Below are 19112 nucleotides of genomic sequence, written 5' to 3'. Positions count from 1 at the left end.
CCCACTGCTCGACCGACCTACGCGAACCAATCCCAGACACTGGTCTCATCACAACGCTCCTCAAAGGTTTACGTTGCTTAGACCGATTGAACCTGCCGCCGAATTCACGACACGTTCGTCAGGTACGACGCGCCGAAACGAGCACGCGCCCAGGCGATCGTGCGCGCCATCAGCGGCGAACCGCGCGCGTGCCCTTCTTCAGGGCGGCGGCGCCCGCGCCGACACCACGACGGATAACCCGCTGCGGCTTGCGGTTCGCCAGGTCGACGAGGGAGTCGGCGATCCCCCAGGTGAGCTTGCCCTCGGACAGCTCGACCAAGGTCTCCAGCGGAAGACCAAGGGTGAGGTCCTCCAGCTCCTGACGCTCCTTCTCGGTGGCCACCGGAGGGAGCTGGCGCACGATCATCGCCTTGAACGCGCGACCGGGCATCGTCGAGGCCAGTTCGAGCACGGTGGACTGACGCGTGAAGGGCCGGACGATCTTCGACGGGCTCGGGTCGTGGGGCATGGGGTCTCCTGTCAGGGCATGGGGCCGCGGCGCGGCACGGCGCAACGTACCGCGGATCCTGCCCGCGGAGCGGCGTGGTCAGAACTCTGTGGGATGGCTATTCGCCGGTGGCTCCGTCGATGGACTCGCGAAGCAGGTCGGCGTGGCCGTTGTGACGGGCGTACTCCTCGATCAGGTGGCACAGGATCCAGCGCAGCGAGATCTGGTTCCCGTACTCCTCCTCGGCGGAGAGGGTGGCCAGGCCCTCCGGACCGGCCAAGGCATTTGCGATGACCCGGTCGGAGACCGCGATCGACTCGTCGAACCAGGCGAACAGCTGCTCGGGGGTGGCATCGGCGGCAGAGGTGAAGGACCAGTTCCGGTCATCCGGGTCCCGCTCGTCGAACCACGACGGCTTGGCGACACCACCCGCGAAGAACTGGTTCAGCCATCCCGCCTCGACCACGGCCAAGTGCTTCACCAGGCCCGCCAGGGTCATCGTCGTCGGTGCCAGAGAGGTCGCGAGCTGATCGACCGTCAACCCCGAACACTTCCACCGCAGCGTGTCCCGCTGGTAGTTCAGGAACCCCAGCAGCGTCGCTGCTTCGTCGGAGTTCACGGGTGGGTCGGTGCGGTCCTCGGCGCGGAAGCTCGTCATCCAGCCGAGATTACCCACGGACAGTCGCCGGATCAGGCGAACCGTTCGTCGGTGTAGCGCCTCAGGTTGGCCAGGAACCGGCGGAAGGTCGCGTTCATCACCGGCTTGCCCAAGGGCATCCCCAGGCGCGAAGGGCCGCGTACGTCGAGCGCCAGCGTCCAGGTGAGCCGGCAGCCGTCGGCGGTCGGTACGACGTCGTACCGCTCGGCGAACGCCTTGACGGTCCGCGTCGACGACTGGTTGAACCGGAACGACATCGTGGTGGGCGGGTCCCAGGAGAGGAACTCCTCGTCACCGATCAGCCCGCCCCGCATCGTCACGGTACGGCGGGTCCCGACTCCGATCGGCTCGGGCGTCGTCCACACGACGCCGGTGATCACCTTCGCCCACCGCGGCCAGGCGCCGGCGTCGGCGAGCACCTCGAAGACCTGTTCCGGCGTGATGGCCAGGTCGACACTGTTCGTGTAGCGGTACGGCGCCGTGTCGACGAAGTCGATCCCGACGGGGGAGCTGGGGTGCATCGTGGGCATGCACCGAGACTAGAACAGGTTCTCGTCTGTAGCGTCGTCCCGTGCCCGACGTCTTCGTTCCCGTTGCCCGCTGGCCGCGGTGGGTCGCCAACTTCGCGGCATCCCACGGCGAACCGGCGCTGAGCGTCATCGACGGCGCCCTGGTCGGGGAGGCGCCCGACGGTTCGCACTTCTCGGCCCACCTCCCCTTCTCCATCGGGTACGACGACCTGCCAGACCCCGCGACCTTCGGGACTGCCGTTGCGCCACCCGGACGGTGGGGAGTGCTCCTGGTGCGCAAGGGCGGCTTCGCCGTGGCGAGCCTCGCGGGCCCGACGCTGGGGGAGTCGAAGGTCGGCCAGCGCCACGTGCAGGGGCGCACCAAGGCCGGCGGGCAGTCGCAGCAGCGCTTCGCACGCCGCCGCGGCAACCAGGCCCGCGCTGCCTACGAGGCTGCCGCCGACCATGCGGCGCGCATTCTGGGCACGGTGGACGTGGTCGTGGCGGGCGGCGACCGCACTGCAGTCAGCGAGGTGCTGACCGACGCGCGCCTCGGCAACGTGCAGGTCGTGGGTGCGTGGCACGCCGTACCGGACCCGCGCCGGGCCGTGCTCGACAAGGTCATCGCCGACGCGCAGGCGATCCAGGTCGAGGTCGAGAACGCACCGCCCTCCTGAGACTGCTCCGCAGATCCCTCAGAGAGCCAGGGTCAGGAACACGCTGTTCGGGTCCAGGACGTAGCCCTCGAACGGGCCGCACTCCGTGAAGCCGCGCGTGGCGTAGAGCGTCCGAGCCGGCGCGAAGTAGTCCTCGGCACCGGTCTCGAGGCTGATCCGGTGGTGGCCGCGTTGCCGGGAGGTCGCCAGGACGTGGTCGAGGAGGCGGGCGGCGACACCACGGCGGCGTGCGGCTGTCGCCGTGCGCATCGACTTCAGCTCGGCATGGTCGTCGGTCAACCGCTTGAGCGCGGCGCAGCCGAGCAGGATCCCGTCTTCGCGTGCGGTCCAGAACGAGACGCCCGGCTGGGCGAGTGCATGCGGGTCGAGCGCATGCACGCTCTCGGGAGGCGACGTCGCATACATGTCCGCCAGGTGCTCCTCAAGGAGCGCGAGGACGTCACCGCGGTGGGGATCGTCGAGCTCGATCTGCATGACGGTCATTCTCCCGATCGACCAAAGGTCCGCGGCCTCGGGAGTCCTTGGTCCCGACTCCGCCCTGTCGCGCCCGATCGCCGCGAGCTCGGGTCTAGCCTCGAAGTCGTGGACAACGAACACGTCGGCGCGGCGATCGAGATCCGCGGCCTGGTCAAGACCTTCGGCAGCTTCCGGGCGCTCGACGAGCTGGACCTCACCGTCGAGCCCGGCGAGGTCCACGGCTTTCTCGGGCCCAACGGAGCCGGCAAGTCGACTGCGATCCGGGTGATCCTCGGTCTGCTGCGCAAGGACAGCGGTGAGGTGCGGTTGCTCGGCGGCGACCCGTGGGCCGACGCTGCGGAGCTGCACCGCCGCCTGGCCTACGTGCCCGGTGATGTGAGCCTCTGGCCGAACCTGAGCGGCGGGGAGACCATCGACCTGTTGATCCGGATGCGTGGTGCAGATCCCGCGACCTCCCGTCGCGACGAGCTGATCGAGCGCTTCTCGCTCGACCCGACCAAGCGGGGCCGGGCCTACTCCAAGGGCAACCGCCAGAAGGTTGCGCTGGTGGCGGCGTTCGCCACGAACCCCGACCTGCTGATCCTCGACGAGCCGACGTCGGGGCTGGACCCCCTGATGGAGCAGGTCTTCAACGACTGCGTGGCCGAGCACACGGCGCGCGGAGCCACGGTGTTGCTGTCCAGCCACATCCTGTCCGAGGTCGACCGGCTGGCGGACCGGGTGACGATCATCCGTGAGGGACGTGTGGTCGAGTCGGGGCGGATCAGCGACCTGCGCCACCTGAGCCGGAGCAAGATCGTCGCCACCCTCACTGGCGCGGTCCCGGACCTGGCGGGAACCGCAGGCGTCCACGACCTCTCCGTCGACGGCCGTCACCTCAGCTGCACCGTGGACCCGGACGGCCTGCCCGTGGTGCTCACGGCGCTCACGCAGGCCGGGGTCGAAGCGCTCACCAGCACCCCGCCCACGCTCGAGGAGCTCTTTCTCGACGCCTACCGCGACCGGGCGGGCGCTGCCCGATGAGTCGCCCGTACCGCCCCGCGACGACCGGCTGGCCACTGCTCCTGCGGATCGCGCTGCGCCAGGACCGGATCCTGGCGCCGGTGGCCATCGGAGTCCTGGTACTGATGAGCGTCGCCTCGGCGGCAGCGACGCCGGGCCTGTACGCCGACGAGGCGGACCGGGTGCACGCGGCGCTGGCGATCAATGCCAGCCCGGCCATCGTCGCGCTCTACGGTCCGGTCCTCGACGTCACCAGTGTCGGCGAGCTCTCGATGACCAAGATGACCGTGCTCTACGCAGTGTTCGTCGCGGTGCTGTTCGTGGTGCTCGTGCGCCGCCACACGAGGGTGGACGAGGAGAACGGCCGCACCGAGCTCGTGGGCGGGACCGCCGTCGGACGCGACGCGCCGCTCGCCGCAGCGCTGCTGGAGGCCGTCGTGCTGGCCCTGGCGCTCGGTGTCCTCATGGCCGGTGGCAACGCGCTCTCCGGTCTCGACGCAGTCGGTTCGCTCGCCTTCGGCGCCGTCTGGGCCGGTACGGCGCTCGTGGCCTCGGGGATCGCAGCCGTGGCCGCTCAGCTGTCCGCCAGCGCGCGTACCTGCGCGGCCTTCGCAGCCGGAGCCGTCGGGGTCGAGTTCGTGGTGCGAGCAGTCGGCGACACGGGGCCCGGATGGCTGAGCTGGTGCTCGCCGCTGGGCTGGAACACCCAGGTCCGTGCGTACGGCGACCAGCGGTGGTGGTTGTTGCTCCTCTATCCGGCGCTGTCCGTCGTGCTGGTCGGCGTCGCAGTCACGCTGCGTGGTCGTCGCGACCTCGGCTCCGGGCTGGTGGCGGCCCGTCCGGGCCCGGCCACCGGCTCGCCCAGGCTGGCCGATGCACTGTCCCTGTCGATCAAGGTGCACGCGACCACGATCGTGCTGTGGAGCGTGGCCGCCGGGGCGATGGGCGTGGTCTTCGGCATGATCGCGCCGGGCATCGGCGACCTGCTGGACTCCGAGACCGCCCAGTCGATCATCGACGAGCTCGGCGGCGCCCTGGTCGCCGCGATCCTCTCCGTCGTGGCGGTCGTGCTGAGCTACTTCGCGGTGACGGTCGTCAACCACGCGGGACGCGACGAGGCCGACGGCCGGGCCGAGATCGTGCTGGCCACCGCCACGAGTCGCACCCGGTGGTTCGCGGCATCCGCGGTGGTCGCGCTGGTCGGTACCGCCTGGCTGCTCGTCGTGACTGGCGTCGGTCTGTGGATCGGGTACGTCGCGGCTGACGGCCCCGGCATCGGCAACCTGCTCGTCGCGGCACTGGCCTGGGTGCCCGCCGCTTGGGTCGTGGGCGCGCTCGCCGTACTCACCCTTGCCCTCGGGGTGCGGTGGACAGGGCTGGTGTGGGCCTGGCCGGCCGGCTTCCTGACCCTCACCCTCATCGGTGACCTGGTCGACCTGCCGGGCTGGGTGAAGGGTCTGTCGCCGTACTCCCACGTCCCGTCCGTGCCCGCGGACAGCTGGAGCTGGGGGAGTGCCGGTGGCCTGACCGCGGTGACCGCTGTGCTGCTCGCTGTGGCGTGGTGGCGGTTCCGCGAGCGCGACATCGGCTAGTTTCAGCCTCATGTGGCGGCCGGAGCCGGACTGGGTGGCGCTGCCGGGTGGGTCCGGTACGTCGACGGTGGGCGTGTGGCGGACGGCGCTCGGCGGTCGTCCCGTCGTGGTCAAGCGCCTCGGCGCACCGCAGCCCGGCGATCCCGCCGTGCTGTCCGATCGCGGGCACATCGGGTACTGGCGCCGCGAGGCCGACGTGCTGCTGACCGGCCTGGCCAGCGGCACTCCCGGCCTCCGGGCGGCCGGCGCCTCGGTCGAGGAGGACGAAGAGGGCGTCACGATCGTCCGCGACTGGGTGGAGGACGCGGCCTCCAGCGGCCTGTTCCTCGCGATGTCCGTCGGCCGCTTCGCCGGCGCCCAGCTGGGGCACCCCCAGTTCCTCGCCGAGCACCTGATGGCGGACCGGCTGGCCCGGGTCGCGCGACGTGGCGGTTGGCCGACCCTGGCGCGGACCACGGTCGCCGACGTCGCCGACCATCTCTGGACCCACCGCGAGACCATGCTGACCCTGCTCGACGGGCTGCCGCAGGTCGCCCAGCACGGCGATCCCACGTCGCTGAACCTGCCGGGACGCTCAGGTGACGAGGCGCTGGCCATCGACTGGGGAACGGTCGGCCACGGTCCGGTCGGCGGCGACCTGGGCTACCTCTCGCTGTCGGCCCGCGAGGAGTTCGAACCTCTGCTCGACGCCTACCTGCTCGGCCTGTCCGAGGGGATCGCGCACCGCGACGACGTGGTCCTCGGGGCCCGGATCGTCGCTGTCTACACGGCCCTCAGCCGCGCCGAATGGGCGCTGGCCCGGGTCGCCGGGGGAGAGGGCGCTCTCGCTGGCAAGTACCGCCACCCCGCCGTCGCGCCCCACCTGCGGGCGCTGCAGCGCACGTTCGGGCACATGGAGGCTTTGCTCGAGCTCTGAGCGCAGGAGACGCGCTCGGACCAGACAGTTCAGACCCGGTCAGCGGAGAACGTGTCGCAGGCGTCCAGGCTGCCTTGCTCGTAGCCGACCATGAACCACTTCTTGCGCTGTTCCGAGGAGCCGTGCGTCCAGGCTTCCTCGTTGACCCGGCCGCCGCTGCGCTTCTGGATGTAGTCGTCGCCCACGGCCTTAGCAGCCGCGATCGCCTCGTCGATGTCCTGCTGGGTCAGGTCGAGGATCAAGACCTCACCCGACGCGTCCTCTGTCTTGGTGGCGTGGTTGGCCCACAGCCCGGCGTAGCAGTCGGCCTGGAGCTCGAGGCGTACGCCGTCGCTCTGCGGACCGGTGCCGCCCTTGACCTGGCCCATGAAGCCGAGCAGGTTCGAGATGTGGTGGCCGTACTCGTGGGCCAGCACGTAGAACTCGACGAAGCTGCCGTCGGGGCCGCCGAGCTGGCCCTCCAGCACGTCGTCGAAGAAGGTCGTGTCGAGGTAGATGCTCTCGTCGGACGGGCAGTAGAACGGGCCGACGTTCGAGGTCGCGGCGCCGCAGCCGGTGTCCACGGAGCCGGAGAAGGTGACCATCGCCTCCTCGGGCCGGAACTTGCCGCCGAGCTCGGAGTCCCAGTAGTCGGTGAGGGAGTTCTCGATCGCGACGCGCGCGCAGTCCTGTGAGTTGTTGGCGTCCTCGCCGGTCTTGCAGTCGGCGTAACGGTCGCCACCTTCCTGGGCGTCACTCAGCCGGGTGGGCGAATAGACCTGGGCTGCGCCACCGAGTCCGAGGTCGACGCCTGCACATCTCGCCACCAGGAAGAGGATCACCAGGATGACGAGCGTGCCGATGCCGCCGCGGCCGGTCGGGATGGGCAGTCGCATGCCGCCGCCACCGAGGCCACCGCCACCGAGGCCGCCACCTCCACCGCCACTCCCTGCATCACGAACACGGGACTGGTCGAGGCGGGCCTTGGGATTGAATCGCACCACGGCAGCACCCTAGGGCAAGAAGAAGGCCGCTCGGCGTTTTCAGTGCCGTCGTCGCGTCGTGGGAGACTCGGGCAGTCATGATCACGGTGCACCAGATCGAGGTCCGCGTCGGTGCCCGTCTCCTCATGGAGAACGTGAGCTTCCGCGTCGGCCCCGGCGACAAGATCGGCCTCGTCGGCCGCAACGGCGCTGGCAAGACGACCCTCACGAAGGTCCTTGCCGGTGACGTCCTGCCTGCTTCCGGAACCGTCGGCAACAAGGGCGAGCTCGGCTACCTGCCGCAGGACCCCCGCGTCGGTGACCCGGAGGTCATCACCCGCGACCGGATCCTCTCCGCACGAGGCCTCGACGACGCCGTACGACGTCTTCGCGCGGCCGAGGTCGAGATGGGCTCCGAGGACCCGGACGTGCTGGAGAAGGCGATGCGTCGCTTCCAGCGGGCCCAGGACGAGCTCGACGCCGGTGGCGGCTATGCCGCCGAGACCGAAGCCCTCCAGATCGCGCAGAGCCTCGGCATCCCCGACCGCCTGATGGACCAGCCGCTCGGCACCCTGTCCGGTGGCCAGCGCCGGCGCGTCGAGCTCGCGCGGATCCTGTTCTCGAGCGCCGAGGTGCTGATCCTCGACGAGCCGACGAACCACCTCGACGCCGACTCCATCAACTGGCTGCGCGAGTGGATGAAGACCTACAAGGGCGGCTTCATCGTGATCTCCCACGACAACGCCCTGCTCGAGGAGACCGTCAACAAGGTCTTCCACCTCGACGCGAACCGTGGCGTGATCGACATCTACAACATGGGCTGGAAGAACTACCTCGTCCAGCGCGAGACCGATGAGGCCCGTCGCAAGCGCGAGCTGATGAGCGCCCAGAACAAGGCCAAGACGCTCACCGACCAGGCCAACAAGATGCGCGCCCGCGCCTCCGGTGCCAGCGCTGCACAGCAGATGCTCAAGCGGGCCGAGAAGCTGCTCGGTGGCGTCGAGGGCGAGCGCCAGTCCGACAAGATCGCGGCGATCAAGTTCCCCACGCCGGCGGCCTGCGGGAAGACGCCGCTCATGGCCAAGGACCTCTCCCGGTCGTACGGCGCCCTGGAGATCTTCACTGCCGTCGACCTGGCCATCGACAAGGGCTCGCGCGTGGTGATCCTCGGTCTGAACGGCGCCGGCAAGACCACGATGCTGCGGATCCTCGCGGGCGTCGACGAGCCCGACACCGGGCACGTCATCGCCGGCCACGGGCTCAAGGTCGGCTACTACGCGCAGGAGCACGAGACCCTCGACGTCGGTCGCACCGTGCTCGAGAACATGCAGTCCGCCGCGCCGGCCCTGACCGACACCGAGGCACGATCCGTGCTCGGCTCGTTCCTGTTCAGCGGTGACGACGTGCACAAGCCGGCCGGCGTGCTCTCCGGTGGCGAGAAGACCCGGCTGGCGCTGGCCTCCCTCGTCGTCTCGCAGGCGAACGTGCTGCTGCTCGACGAGCCCACGAACAACCTCGACCCGGCTTCTCGTGAAGAGGTCCTCAACGCGATCCGTCGCTACGAAGGTGCCGTCGTCCTGGTCACCCACGACGAGGGAGCGGTCCACGCCCTCGAGCCCGACCGGGTGCTGATCCTCCCGGACGGTGTCGAGGACCTGTGGAGCCAGGACTACGCCGACCTGGTCGAGCTCGCGTAGGTCTCGAGACGGTTGCTGCGCAACCTCCTCGACCACCGCGGCTTCGCTGCGCTCGCCTCACTCGGTAGAGATGGCCTCCAGGACGTTGAGCCGGGAGGCCCTGATCGCCGGGATCACGGCCGCCAGCACCCCGACGACGACGGCGATCACGAGGAACGCCACGAGCTGACCCAGGGGCAGGCCCAGGCTGGTCAGGTCGTCGGACAGCGCGTTCTGGAGCAGGATCCCGATGGCCAGGCCGAGCGCCATGCCGAGCACGGCGCCCAGCACGGCGATCCCGATCGACTCCAGCGTGATCATGCGGCGCAGCCGGACGCGACTCATGCCGATCGCGCGGAGCAACCCGATCTCGCGGGTCCGTTCGATCACGCTGAGGCCCAGGGTGTTGATGATGCCGATCACCGCGATCACGATCGCGAGGGTCAGCAGGCCGTAGATCATGTAGAGCAGCTGGTTCACCTGGCCGCGGATCTCCTCGGAGAAGCCCGCCTTGTCGTAGACCCCCACGATGGGCGCGGACTTCGCGGCGGCGTCGACGTCGTCGCGCACCGTCGCCGCGTCGGCGCCGGGTGAGAACAGGATGCTGATGGACGTGTCCTGACGCAGCACGCCAGCGGCGACGAGCTGGTCGAGCGGAACGTTGACCTCGCCGACCACCTCCGAGTCCTCCACGACGCCGACGACGGTCGGGGTGAGCGTCGTACCGCCCTGGAACCCGAGGTCGAGGGCGTCACCGACCTTGACGCCGTTGTCCGTCGCAAAGCTCTCGGTGACGAAGGCCTCGGCGCCGGAGAGCCGCTGCCGGCCGTCGACGACCTTGAGGTGGTAGACGTCGTCGAACTTGTCGTCATTGCCGGTCAGGTAGATCGACTCGTCGTCGTACTGCGCGGTGGTGAACTGCTGGCGGCTCATCGTGCCGACGCCGTCGACCCCGGCGATCCGGTCGCCGACCTCGGTGGAGAACGGCAGGAAGTTGGTGCTCTGCACGAGCAGGTCGGCGGTGAACTGCTCGTCGACGACGTCGTCGACGGACTTGTTCAGGGACGCCGCGAGGACGCCGATGGTCGAGACCAGGGCCAGACCGATCATCAGGGCCGAGGCGGTTGCGCCGGTACGTCGCGGGTCGCGCAGGGCGTTCTCGCCTGCCAGCTGCCCGGCGGCGCCGAACAACCGGGCGAAGATGGCCCGGCACAGCGCGAGGACCGGCTTGCCCACGACGGAGCTGAGGGCGGCGACGGTGAGGATCCAGAGCACTGCACCGACACCGATCCATGCGGCGTCGGATCCCGGAGCTCCCCGGACACCTGCGATCGCGACGCCGGCACCGATCACGAGGACGATCGTCCCGATGACGGTACGACGGTGCAGGGACGCGCGTTCGACCGAGATGTCGGCTCGCATCGCCGCGACCGGCGCGATCCTGCTCCCGCGCCGGGCAGGCAGGTAGGCGGCGACCATCGTCATGCCGATGCCGACCGCGTAGCTGGTGATCACCGTCCCGGAGGTGAGGTCGAGCGCGTTGCTCGCGATGTCGAGCCCGATCGACCGGAAGATCCCCGCCAGGCCGCGGGCGAGGAGCAGGCCGAGGCCGATCCCGAGCGTCGAGGCGACGAGGGCGAGGACGAACGCCTCCAGGAGCACCGACCGGGTGACCTGGGCGCGGCCGGCTCCGAGTGCGCGCAACAGCGCGAGCTCACGGCTGCGCTGGGCCACGAGGATCGAGAAGGTGTTGACGATGATGAACCCGCCGACGATCACCGCGATGATCGCGAACACCAGCAGGAACGTCTTGATGACCCCGAGGAAGCCACCGACCGCGTCCTGGGACTCGGCGGCCACCTGGTTGCCGGTGACGGCCTCGAAGCCCTGCGGGACGACCTTTCCGGCTGCCTTCGCGAGGTCCTTCTGGGTCACCCCGTCGGCCGCGGTGAGGCTGATCCGGTTGTAGACGTCCTTGCCGCCGAGGAAGAGCTGTTGCGCCGCCTCGGTCGAGAAGATCAGCAGGGTCGCGCCCGCCGTACCGCCGCCGTTGAACTCGGCGGTGCCGACCAGCTTCGCCGTGCGCTCCAGGGTCCCGAAGGGGGCGAGTAGCTTGACGTCGTCGCCGACCTGGTAGTCGCCGGCCTTGACGGCTGCCTCGTCGAGGACGATCTCGGCGGTCCCCGTGGGCCAGCGCCCCTCCTCGAGGATCAGGGCCGAGTCGCCGTCCATGTTCGGGCCGTCGTGGTAGTTGAAGGCCAGCGTGGGTGCGCCTGTGCCGCCGACCAGGGTGCCGTCGCTCGCCAGCAGGCTCATGCCGAAGCCGACGACGTCCCCGTCGGCGCGGGCCACCTCGGGCAGAGCAGCGAGCTCCGCGACGACCGCGGGGGACAGCGACTGGTCCGTCTGGCCGGAGAACCCGCCGTCGAACTCCTCGGTGTCCTGCGCACGCACGGCTCCGTCGGGGGTGGAGCCGTAGATGATGGAGTCGAAGGTCGACGAGAGTCCGTTGCTGAAGACCAGGACGCCGGACAGGAACGCGACACCGAGCACGATGGCGAGTCCGCTCATGAAGAGCCGGACCTTGCGGGCAAGGATGTTGCGCAGCGTGAGCCGCAACATGTCAGGCCTTTCCGCGCGCAGCGGCAGCCTGCAGGGCAGTCATGTGCTCAAGAATCTGCTCGCGGTCGGGCTTGTTGATCTCGTCGACCACCCGGCCGTCCGCGAGGAACACCACCCGGTCGCAGTACGACGCGGCGACGGCGTCGTGGGTGACCATCACGATGGTCTGTCCGAACTCGTCCACGCTGCGGCGCAGGAAGGACAGGACCTCCGCGCCGGAGGTGCTGTCGAGGTTGCCGGTGGGCTCGTCGGCGAACACGATCGACGGCTTGCTCACCAGCGCTCGCGCGCAGGCAACTCGTTGCTGCTGGCCGCCGGACATCTCCGCGGGGCGGTGCTTGAGGCGATCGCGCAGCCCGACCGTGTCGACCACGGTGTCGAACCAGGCCTGGTCGGGCTTGCGGCCGGCCAGGCTCAGTGGCAGCAGGATGTTCTCCTGGGCCGTGAGCGTCGGGATCAGGTTGAAGGCCTGGAAGACGAAGCCGACCTCCTCGCGTCGCAGCGTGGTGAGTGCCTTGTCCTTGAGGCGGGACAGCTGCGTCTCGCCCACCATCACCTCGCCCGCTGTGGGGGTGTCCAGTGCGGCCAGGCAGTGCATGAGGGTGGACTTCCCCGACCCCGAGGGGCCCATGATCGCGGTGAACTGGCCCTGGGCCAGCGTGATCGTCACACCGTCGAGCGCGCGGACCTCGGAGTCGCCGGACCCGTAGGTCTTGTGGAGATCGATGGCGCGGGCCGCGGCCGGGAGGCTGGGGGAGACCTGATGGGGGGCGGTCGTCATGGCACCACCTTGCCCGATGACCGTTCGCGGGTCATCGGGATTTCCCCTGACTCCTCCCTGAGGTCGGCAGCAACAGGCAGGAATCGCCGAACTCGTGCCAGAGGTAGCCCGATGCGGCGGCTGCCGTGTAGGCGCGCCGGGTGAGCTGGGTGCCGGCCACGGCCTCCACCAACAGCAGGTGGGACGCGTTCGGATCGTGCCAGCCGGTGACGAGGCCGTCCGTCACGCGCGGTGGGTCGGCCGGGCTGATGATCCGGCTGGTCCAGCCGGATGCGGGTACGACGTGAGGCCCGTCCCGGTCGACCTCGACCGCCGACTCGAGGGCACGGGTGGCTGTGGTCCCCACCGCGATCACCCGCCCGCCGGCAGCACGGACGGCGTTCACGGCGGCCGCCGTCGCGGGCGGCACCTCGAAGCGCTCCGCCTGCGGTGCCTCACCAGCCTCCTGCGAGGAGACCCCGGTGTGCAGGGTGATCGGAGCGACCAGCACGCCCTTCGCGACGAGCCTGGTCACCAGGTCCGCGCTGAACGGCCGACCTGCCGAGGGCATCTCCGCGCTGCCCGGGCGTTGCCCGAAGACGGTCTGGTAGTCGGCCAGCGGGTAACGGGCGTCGAGGTAGCCGTAGGCGATCGGTCGGCCGAGACGCCGCGCCACGGCCAGGGGGTCCCCGACGGCGGCTGCTCGCCACAACCGGTTGCCGGCACCGGTGGGCGAGGACCCGGGAGCCGGGTACGGCTCGAGCAGCTGGACTGTGGCCGCCCCGCCCACGAGGTCGATCCGGTCACCGGCCTGCGCATCGAGTACCGCTCGTGCGGCATCGGGCGGGCGTCGTACCTCGACCACCCAGGTGGCGTCGTCGAGCGGCGTGGCCAGGTGGAGGACAACGGGTCCGTGCCGGTCGGACACGGCGTCGACCGCGGCGGCGACGGTCGCGGAGTTGTTGACGACCACGACGTCACCGGGATCGAGGTGCTCGTCCAGCCGGTGGAAGCGGGTGTGGGTGATGCCCCGGTCGGTGGCCACCAGCAGCTGGACCTGGTCGCGGGCGAGTCCGCGGCGCTCGGCCGGCGCCGGCGCGAACTCCTGCGCCTCAAGCTGCGACATCACGGGCCCGGTACCGACCGGACGGCGCCGGACCGTCGAGCAGCGCCAACAGGTGCGGTACGACGGTCTCGGGCAGCGGACGGTCGGAGATGTCCTCGCCGGGGAACCAGTCCTGGTGCATCTGCGTGCGCATGTCGCCCGGGTCCACGGCGTAGGCGGTGATCGTCGGGTTCTCGGCTGCGACGGTCAGGGTGAGGTGGTCCAGGCCGGCCTTCGACGCGCTGTACATGCCCCAGCCGGCGTAGTGCTCCAGCGCCGCGTCGGAGGAGATGGACAGCAGGGTCCCTCCCGATGCTGCGAGGTGGGGGATCGCGAGGGTCGTCAGCGCGAGGGGTGCGCCGACGTTCTGCCGCCAGACGTGGCCGATGTCCTCGATGGTGAGGTCGGCGAGCAGCCGGTGGGGGTTGTCCCCGGACACCGGGCCGAGGATGCCCGCATTGTTGACGAGCAGGTCCAGCTGTCCGTGCTTCTCAACAGCAGCCATGAGGTCGTTGCGGTGGTCCTCGTCGGCGATGTCACCCTGCACGGCCGTCACCGTCCCGGGTGGGGCTGCTGCGGCGGTCGCCGCGAGTCGGTCGGGGTTCCGGCCGTCAGTGATGACGTGCCAGTCCTGATGGGTGAGAGCGAGGGTCAGCGCGCGGCCGAGGCCGGCGCTCCCGCCGGTGATGATGGCGATCCTGGTCATGCGTCCATGGTTGAACCTCAACTGCAGTTGAGGTCAAGCAGGTGGCCTGATCGTGCGTGTTCCGAGCACGTGCGGGGCGTGACGTGTCAGAGTTGGCGCATGGCGAGGTACGTGGGGGCGATCGACCAGGGCACCACCAGCACGCGCTTCATGGTTTTCGACCACGCGGGGCGCGAAGTGGCCCGGCACCAGCTCGAGCACCAGCAGATCCTGCCGCGCGCCGGCTGGGTCGAGCACAACCCGGTGGAGATCTGGGAGCGCACGTCTGCCGTGGTGCAGACGGCCCTCGGCAAGGCACGCCTTGATGCCAGCGACCTGGCTGCCGTCGGCATCACCAACCAGCGCGAGACGACGATCGTGTGGGACCGCCGGACCGGCCGTCCGCTGCACAACGCGATCGTCTGGCAGGACACGCGCACGGACGCGATCGCCGCCGCACTGGACCGCGACGGCCGGGGTGACGTGATCCGCCACCGCGCGGGCCTGCCACCGGCGACGTACTTCTCCGGCGGGAAGCTGCAGTGGATCCTCGACGAGGTCCCGGGCGCACGCGAGCTCGCCGAACGCGGCGACGCCCTGTTCGGCACCCCGGACACCTGGGTGCTGTGGAACCTCACCGGAGGACCGGACGGCGGCGTGCACGTCACCGACGTGACCAACGCGAGCCGGACCATGCTGATGGACCTGGAGACGCTGGACTGGGACGACGAGCTGCTGGGCTTCTTCGGCGTCCCACGCGCGATGCTCCCCGAGATCCGCGAGTCGTCCGCGACGACGCCGTACGGCACGACCCGGCTGCACGGACCGTTCGGCGGCGAGGTGCCGATCACCGGCATCCTCGGCGACCAGCAGGCCGCGACCGTCGGTCAGGTGTGCTTCGCCCCCGGCGAGGCCAAGAACACCTACGGGACCGGCAACTTCATGCTGCTCAACACCGGCACCGAGATCGTGCGCTCGAAGGCAGGGCTGCTCACCACTCCCGCCTACCGGTTCGGCGACGAACCCTGCGTGTACGCGCTCGAGGGATCGATCGCGGTGACCGGGTCGGCCGTCCAGTGGCTTCGCGACCAGCTGGGCATCATCAGCGGTGCCTCGGAGTCCGAGTCGCTGGCCGGTCAGGTCGAGGACAACGGGGGCGTCTACTTCGTGCCTGCGTTCTCGGGCCTCTTCGCGCCGTACTGGCGGTCCGACGCCCGGGGCGCCATCGTCGGCCTGTCGCGCTTCAACACCAACGCCCACGTCGCCCGGGCGACGCTCGAGGCGATCTGCTACCAGTCGCGGGACGTGATCGAGGCGATGTCGTCGGACTCCGGGGTCACCCTCGAGGTGCTCAAGGTCGACGGCGGCGTCACCGCCAACAGCCTGTGCATGCAGATCCAGGCCGACGTGCTCGGCGTACCGGTGAGTCGACCGGTGGTTCCCGAGACCACCGCTCTCGGCGCCGCCTATGCCGCCGGGCTCTCGGTCGGCTACTGGGCCAACACCGACGAGCTCCGCGAGAACTGGCAGGAAGACACCCGCTGGGAACCGCACTGGAGCGAGGAACAGCGTGCCGCGGGCTACGCCCAGTGGCAGAAGGCCGTACAACGAACCCTTGACTGGGTGGAGGTCAACTGATGAATCCCGCTCCACTCTCGCCGCGCGGCCGCTCTGCGGCCCTCAAGCGGATGGCCAACCAGCACCTCGACGTCCTGGTGATCGGCGGGGGAGTCGTCGGCTCCGGCGCCGCCCTCGACGCCGCCACCCGTGGCCTCGCGGTCGGGCTGGTCGAGGCTCGCGACTTCGCCTCCGGCACGTCCAGCCGCAGCTCCAAGCTGATCCACGGCGGCCTGCGGTACCTCGAGATGATGGACTTCCGCCTCGTCGCGGAGGCGCTGAAGGAGCGCGGCCTGCTCATGCAGCGGCTCGCGCCCCACCTCGTGCGCCCGGTGCCCTTCCTCTACCCGCTCACCGGTCGCGGCTGGGAGCGCTGGTACGCCGGCTCGGGGGTCGCCCTGTACGACGCGATGTCCAAGGCCAGCGGGTACGGCGACGGCGTGCCGTTGCACAAGCACCTCACCCGCCGCGGGGCACGCAAGGCGTTCCCGTCGTTGCGCAAGGACGCCCTCGTGGGGGCGATCCGGTACTACGACGCCCAGGTCGACGATGCCCGGCACACCATGTTCCTCGCCCGCACCGCGGCGACCTACGGGGCCGCGGTCGCGTCCCGCACCCGCGTGCTCGGCCTGATCAAGGAGAGCGAACGCGTGGTCGGCGCCGAGGTGATCGACCTCGAGACCGGCAACCGCTTCGAGATCCGCGCGTCGCAGGTCATCAACGCCACCGGCGTCTGGACCGATGAGACCCAGGGCATGGCGCGCGAGCGCGGCCAGTTCAAGGTGCGCGCCAGCAAGGGCATCCACCTCGTCGTGCCCCGGGACCGGATCCGCGGTGAAGCGGGACTGATCCTGCGCACCGAGACATCCGTGTTGTTCGTCATCCCGTGGAAGCGGCACTGGATCATCGGCACCACCGACACCGAGTGGGAGCTGTCGAAGGACCACCCGGCGGCGAGCTCCAGCGACATCGACTACCTGCTCGACAACGTCAACAAGGTGCTCGAGGTCCCCCTCACCCGTGACGACGTCGAGGGTGTGTTCGCCGGCCTGCGGCCGTTGCTGGCAGGGGAGTCGGCGGCGACGTCGAAGCTGTCCCGCGAGCACGCCGTGGCGCACAGCGTGCCGGGTCTCGTGGTGGTGGCCGGCGGGAAGTACACCACCTACCGGGTGATGGCGGCGGACGCCGTCGACGAGGCCGTCCACGGCCTGGAGAGCGTGCTGGGTCGCAAGGTCGGCGAGTGCGTGACCGAGCGGATCCCACTGGTCGGTGCCGACGGCTACCAGGCCCTCTGGAACCAGCGCCGCACCCTCGCCACGCAGTCCGGCCTCGCGGTCAACCGGATCGAGCACCTCCTGGAGCGCTACGGCTCGCTCGTGCTCGAGGTGCTGGACCTGATCGCCGCTGAGCCGGACCTGGCCGAGCCGCTGCCCGGGGCCGAGGACTACCTGCAGGTCGAGGCCGTGTACGCCGTGACCCACGAAGGCGCCCGGCACCTCGACGACGTGCTGACGCGGAGGATGCGGATCTCGTTCGAGACCTTCGACCGCGGCGTCGCCGCAGCCCCGCACGTGGCCGACCTCGTCCGGGGGTACCTCGGCTGGGACGCCGACCAGCGGGAGCGGGAGGTCCAGCACTACCTCAAGCGGGTCGAGGCCGAGCGCGAGAGCCAACGCCAGCCCGACGACCACACGGCCGACGCCGCGCGCAAGGGCGCACCGGACGTCGTACCGGTGTCCCGGATCGCTGAGTCCCTCGAGTCGATGGAAGTGCTGGAAGCCCCCTGATGGACCTGTTCCTCGATGAACGCGTGTACGTCGTCACCGGCGCCACCCGCGGCCTGGGCCGTGCCTCCGTCGAGGCGCTGCTGGCCGATGGCGCTCGCGTCGTGCTGTCCGGCCGTCACCAGGCGGGCGTGGACCAGGCGGTGGCCGAGCTCGGCTCGCCCGACGTCGTGGGGGTGGCGGTGGACAACTCCGACCCGTCCGCCCCCGCCCGCCTGATTGCCGCTGCACACGAACGCTGGGGCCGACTCGACGGCGCCCTGATCAGCGTCGGTGGACCGCCCCTGGGCACCGTCGCCTCGGTGACGGACGACCAGTGGGAGCAGGCGTTCGGCTCCGTGTTCCTGGGGACGGTGCGCCTGGCCCGCGAGATCGCCGCCGTGCTGACGGACGGCGGCAGCATCGCCTTCGTCCTCTCGATGAGCGTGCGACAGCCGATCGCGCACCTGGCCGTGTCCAACGGACTGCGCCCCGGTCTCGCGATGGTCGCCAAGACGCTGGCCGATGAGCTGGGGCCACGCGGGATCCGGGTCAACGGACTGCTGCCCGGCCGGATCGGTACCGAACGGATCGTGGAGATCGATGCCGCCAGCGGTGACGCCGAGGCGTCGCAGGCGGCGGCTCGTGCACAGATTCCGCTGGGTCGCTACGGAGATCCGGTCGAGTTCGGCCGGGTGGCGGCGTTCGTGCTGTCGCCGGCGGCGTCGTTCGTCTCGGGCGTGATGGTCCCGGTCGACGGCGGGATGGGCCGCTCCCTCTGACGTTCCCGGCCCGAGAACGGACCGCCGGACCTCTTCTTCGCGGTCGTCCGCGAACCCCGGGCGCCGTGCTTGCGTTCGTCCCAGGCGAGGTAGCCGAAGCCACCGATCGCCAGCACACCGAAGAACCACCACTGCAGGCCGTAGAAGAAGTGCGGGCCCTCGCCCAGCTCGGGGAGCTCGACCGGCTCGAGCTGTTCGGCGGGCTCCGGGTCCTCGGACTTCAGCGCCACGAAGCCCGTGAACACCTCGCGCTCGATGGCCTTGCCGATCGGACCGCTCGCAATGCTTCGCGTGGAGTGCCCGTTGACCTGCGTGCTGCCTCCGGTGCCGTCGCTGCGCACCCAGCCGGTGACCGTCACCTCGCCTTCCGGTGGTGTCGGCAGGTCGTCGTGGGTGATCTCCGGGTTGTCCGTGGCGAACCAGCCACGGTCGACGAGGGCGGTCGTCCCGTCCGGCGTCACGAGCGGTACGACGACCTCGACCCCCTGGGCGGACCTGCGGGTGCGGTACCGGACGACCACGGTGTCATCGACGTCGTACTCACCGGTGACGGTGATCAGGCGCCATTCGTCGGACTCCGCGACCGCGCGCCCGGGGGCCAGCACGTCGGCGAGGGGCACCGGGTCACGGTCCTCGTTGGCGCTGACGATCGTGTTGCGCTCCTTGCGGTCCTCCAGACGTCCGAACTGCCATTCGCCCAGCCACCACGTCGCATAGCCCACGAGCAGGATCGCCAGGAAGAACAGCACCCAGCGACGGCTCAGCAGGAAGCGCCAGGAGGACAGCCACGATTGCACGGGTCAACGGTAGGTCCCCGGTGTG

Annotated in this window: 18 protein-coding genes; 8 read left to right on the top strand and 10 right to left on the bottom strand. The window is 70.2% G+C overall.

Annotated features, from left to right (window positions below; translation table 11 throughout):
* Positions 1 to 169 precede the first annotated feature (169 nt).
* From ASD84_RS24305 to ASD84_RS24295, 3 genes are all read right to left on the bottom strand, one after another.
* Positions 170 to 508 (bottom strand): hypothetical protein, encoded by a 339-nt coding sequence (locus tag ASD84_RS24305; RefSeq protein WP_056716863.1) that lies wholly within the window; start codon positions 506 to 508, stop codon positions 170 to 172.
* 97 nt (positions 509 to 605) lie between these two features.
* The gene (locus ASD84_RS24300; protein ID WP_056716860.1) at positions 606 to 1145 is read right to left on the bottom strand and encodes a DinB family protein; all 540 of its coding nucleotides are present in this window, start codon (positions 1143 to 1145) and stop codon (positions 606 to 608) included.
* A 32-nt stretch (positions 1146 to 1177) separates the two neighbouring features.
* Positions 1178 to 1675 carry an SRPBCC family protein gene (locus ASD84_RS24295; RefSeq protein WP_200954712.1) on the bottom strand — a complete coding sequence of 166 codons (498 nt, stop codon included), beginning with the start codon at positions 1673 to 1675 and terminating at the stop codon, positions 1178 to 1180.
* A gap of 41 nt (positions 1676 to 1716) precedes the next feature.
* On the opposite strand from ASD84_RS24295, the gene ASD84_RS24290 reads away from it, so the two are divergent.
* Positions 1717 to 2331 (top strand): acVLRF1 family peptidyl-tRNA hydrolase, encoded by a 615-nt coding sequence (locus ASD84_RS24290; protein WP_056716858.1) that lies wholly within the window; start codon positions 1717 to 1719, stop codon positions 2329 to 2331.
* A gap of 18 nt (positions 2332 to 2349) precedes the next feature.
* On the opposite strand, the gene ASD84_RS24285 is transcribed toward ASD84_RS24290, so the two are convergent.
* Positions 2350 to 2814 carry a GNAT family N-acetyltransferase gene (locus ASD84_RS24285; RefSeq protein WP_056716856.1) on the bottom strand — a complete coding sequence of 155 codons (465 nt, stop codon included), beginning with the start codon at positions 2812 to 2814 and terminating at the stop codon, positions 2350 to 2352.
* Between the two features lie 99 nt (positions 2815 to 2913).
* On the opposite strand from ASD84_RS24285, the gene ASD84_RS24280 reads away from it, so the two are divergent.
* Genes ASD84_RS24280 through ASD84_RS24270 form a run of 3 tightly spaced genes read left to right on the top strand, consistent with a single transcriptional unit; the run spans position 2914 to position 6318 of the window.
* Complete coding sequence (locus ASD84_RS24280) at positions 2914 to 3831, top strand: ATP-binding cassette domain-containing protein (protein ID WP_056716853.1); 918 nt, start codon at positions 2914 to 2916, stop codon at positions 3829 to 3831.
* Positions 3828 to 5402: an ABC transporter permease gene (locus tag ASD84_RS24275; RefSeq protein ID WP_056716851.1), complete on the top strand. Its 1575-nt coding sequence runs from the start codon at positions 3828 to 3830 to the stop codon at positions 5400 to 5402. Before ASD84_RS24280 ends, ASD84_RS24275 begins: the two co-directional genes overlap by 4 nt.
* A gap of 10 nt (positions 5403 to 5412) precedes the next feature.
* Complete coding sequence (locus ASD84_RS24270; protein WP_056716849.1) at positions 5413 to 6318, top strand: phosphotransferase; 906 nt, start codon at positions 5413 to 5415, stop codon at positions 6316 to 6318.
* A 29-nt stretch (positions 6319 to 6347) separates the two neighbouring features.
* Here the strand turns inward: ASD84_RS24270 and ASD84_RS24265 are convergent, their stop codons facing one another.
* On the bottom strand, positions 6348 to 7301 hold the full coding sequence (locus ASD84_RS24265; protein WP_235531253.1) for a neutral zinc metallopeptidase: 954 nt from the start codon (positions 7299 to 7301) through the stop codon (positions 6348 to 6350).
* A gap of 77 nt (positions 7302 to 7378) precedes the next feature.
* On the opposite strand from ASD84_RS24265, the gene ASD84_RS24260 reads away from it, so the two are divergent.
* Complete coding sequence (locus ASD84_RS24260; RefSeq protein ID WP_056716848.1) at positions 7379 to 8977, top strand: ABC-F family ATP-binding cassette domain-containing protein; 1599 nt, start codon at positions 7379 to 7381, stop codon at positions 8975 to 8977.
* Positions 8978 to 9034: 57 nt separating this feature from the next.
* Here the strand turns inward: ASD84_RS24260 and ASD84_RS24255 are convergent, their stop codons facing one another.
* Genes ASD84_RS24255 through ASD84_RS24240 form a run of 4 tightly spaced genes read right to left on the bottom strand, consistent with a single transcriptional unit; the run spans position 9035 to position 14149 of the window.
* Positions 9035 to 11578 (bottom strand): ABC transporter permease, encoded by a 2544-nt coding sequence (locus ASD84_RS24255; protein ID WP_056716845.1) that lies wholly within the window; start codon positions 11576 to 11578, stop codon positions 9035 to 9037.
* A gap of 1 nt (position 11579) precedes the next feature.
* Entirely contained in the window at positions 11580 to 12359 is a 780-nt protein-coding gene (locus tag ASD84_RS24250; protein ID WP_056716843.1) for an ABC transporter ATP-binding protein, read from the bottom strand.
* A 31-nt stretch (positions 12360 to 12390) separates the two neighbouring features.
* Positions 12391 to 13464, bottom strand: coding sequence for an S-adenosylmethionine:tRNA ribosyltransferase-isomerase (locus ASD84_RS24245; RefSeq protein ID WP_056716841.1), 1074 nt, complete (start codon positions 13462 to 13464; stop codon positions 12391 to 12393).
* A complete protein-coding gene (locus tag ASD84_RS24240; protein WP_056716839.1) occupies positions 13451 to 14149 on the bottom strand; it encodes an SDR family oxidoreductase in 699 nt (232 codons plus the stop codon). The genes ASD84_RS24245 and ASD84_RS24240 overlap by 14 nt, the downstream gene beginning before the upstream one ends.
* Before the next feature lie 99 nt (positions 14150 to 14248).
* Between ASD84_RS24240 and glpK the strand changes: the two genes are divergently transcribed.
* Genes glpK through ASD84_RS24925 form a run of 3 tightly spaced genes read left to right on the top strand, consistent with a single transcriptional unit; the run spans position 14249 to position 18290 of the window.
* Positions 14249 to 15766, top strand: a complete 1518-nt coding sequence (gene glpK, locus ASD84_RS24235) for a glycerol kinase GlpK (RefSeq protein WP_056716838.1) — start codon at positions 14249 to 14251, stop codon at positions 15764 to 15766.
* Positions 15766 to 17532 carry a glycerol-3-phosphate dehydrogenase/oxidase gene (locus ASD84_RS24230; protein WP_056716835.1) on the top strand — a complete coding sequence of 589 codons (1767 nt, stop codon included), beginning with the start codon at positions 15766 to 15768 and terminating at the stop codon, positions 17530 to 17532. Before glpK ends, ASD84_RS24230 begins: the two co-directional genes overlap by 1 nt.
* The gene (locus ASD84_RS24925) at positions 17532 to 18290 is read left to right on the top strand and encodes an SDR family oxidoreductase (RefSeq protein WP_082574253.1); all 759 of its coding nucleotides are present in this window, start codon (positions 17532 to 17534) and stop codon (positions 18288 to 18290) included. Before ASD84_RS24230 ends, ASD84_RS24925 begins: the two co-directional genes overlap by 1 nt.
* On the opposite strand, the gene ASD84_RS24220 is transcribed toward ASD84_RS24925, so the two are convergent.
* On the bottom strand, positions 18176 to 19087 hold the full coding sequence (locus ASD84_RS24220) for an SURF1 family protein (protein ID WP_056716829.1): 912 nt from the start codon (positions 19085 to 19087) through the stop codon (positions 18176 to 18178). The genes ASD84_RS24925 and ASD84_RS24220 overlap by 115 nt on opposite strands.
* Between the last annotated feature and the right edge of the window lie 25 nt (positions 19088 to 19112).

Origin of the sequence: Nocardioides sp. Root682 (genome assembly GCF_001427795.1) — a bacterium.
Lineage (GTDB): Bacteria > Actinomycetota > Actinomycetes > Propionibacteriales > Nocardioidaceae > Nocardioides.
This window is presented reverse-complemented; position numbering and strand designations above follow the sequence as displayed.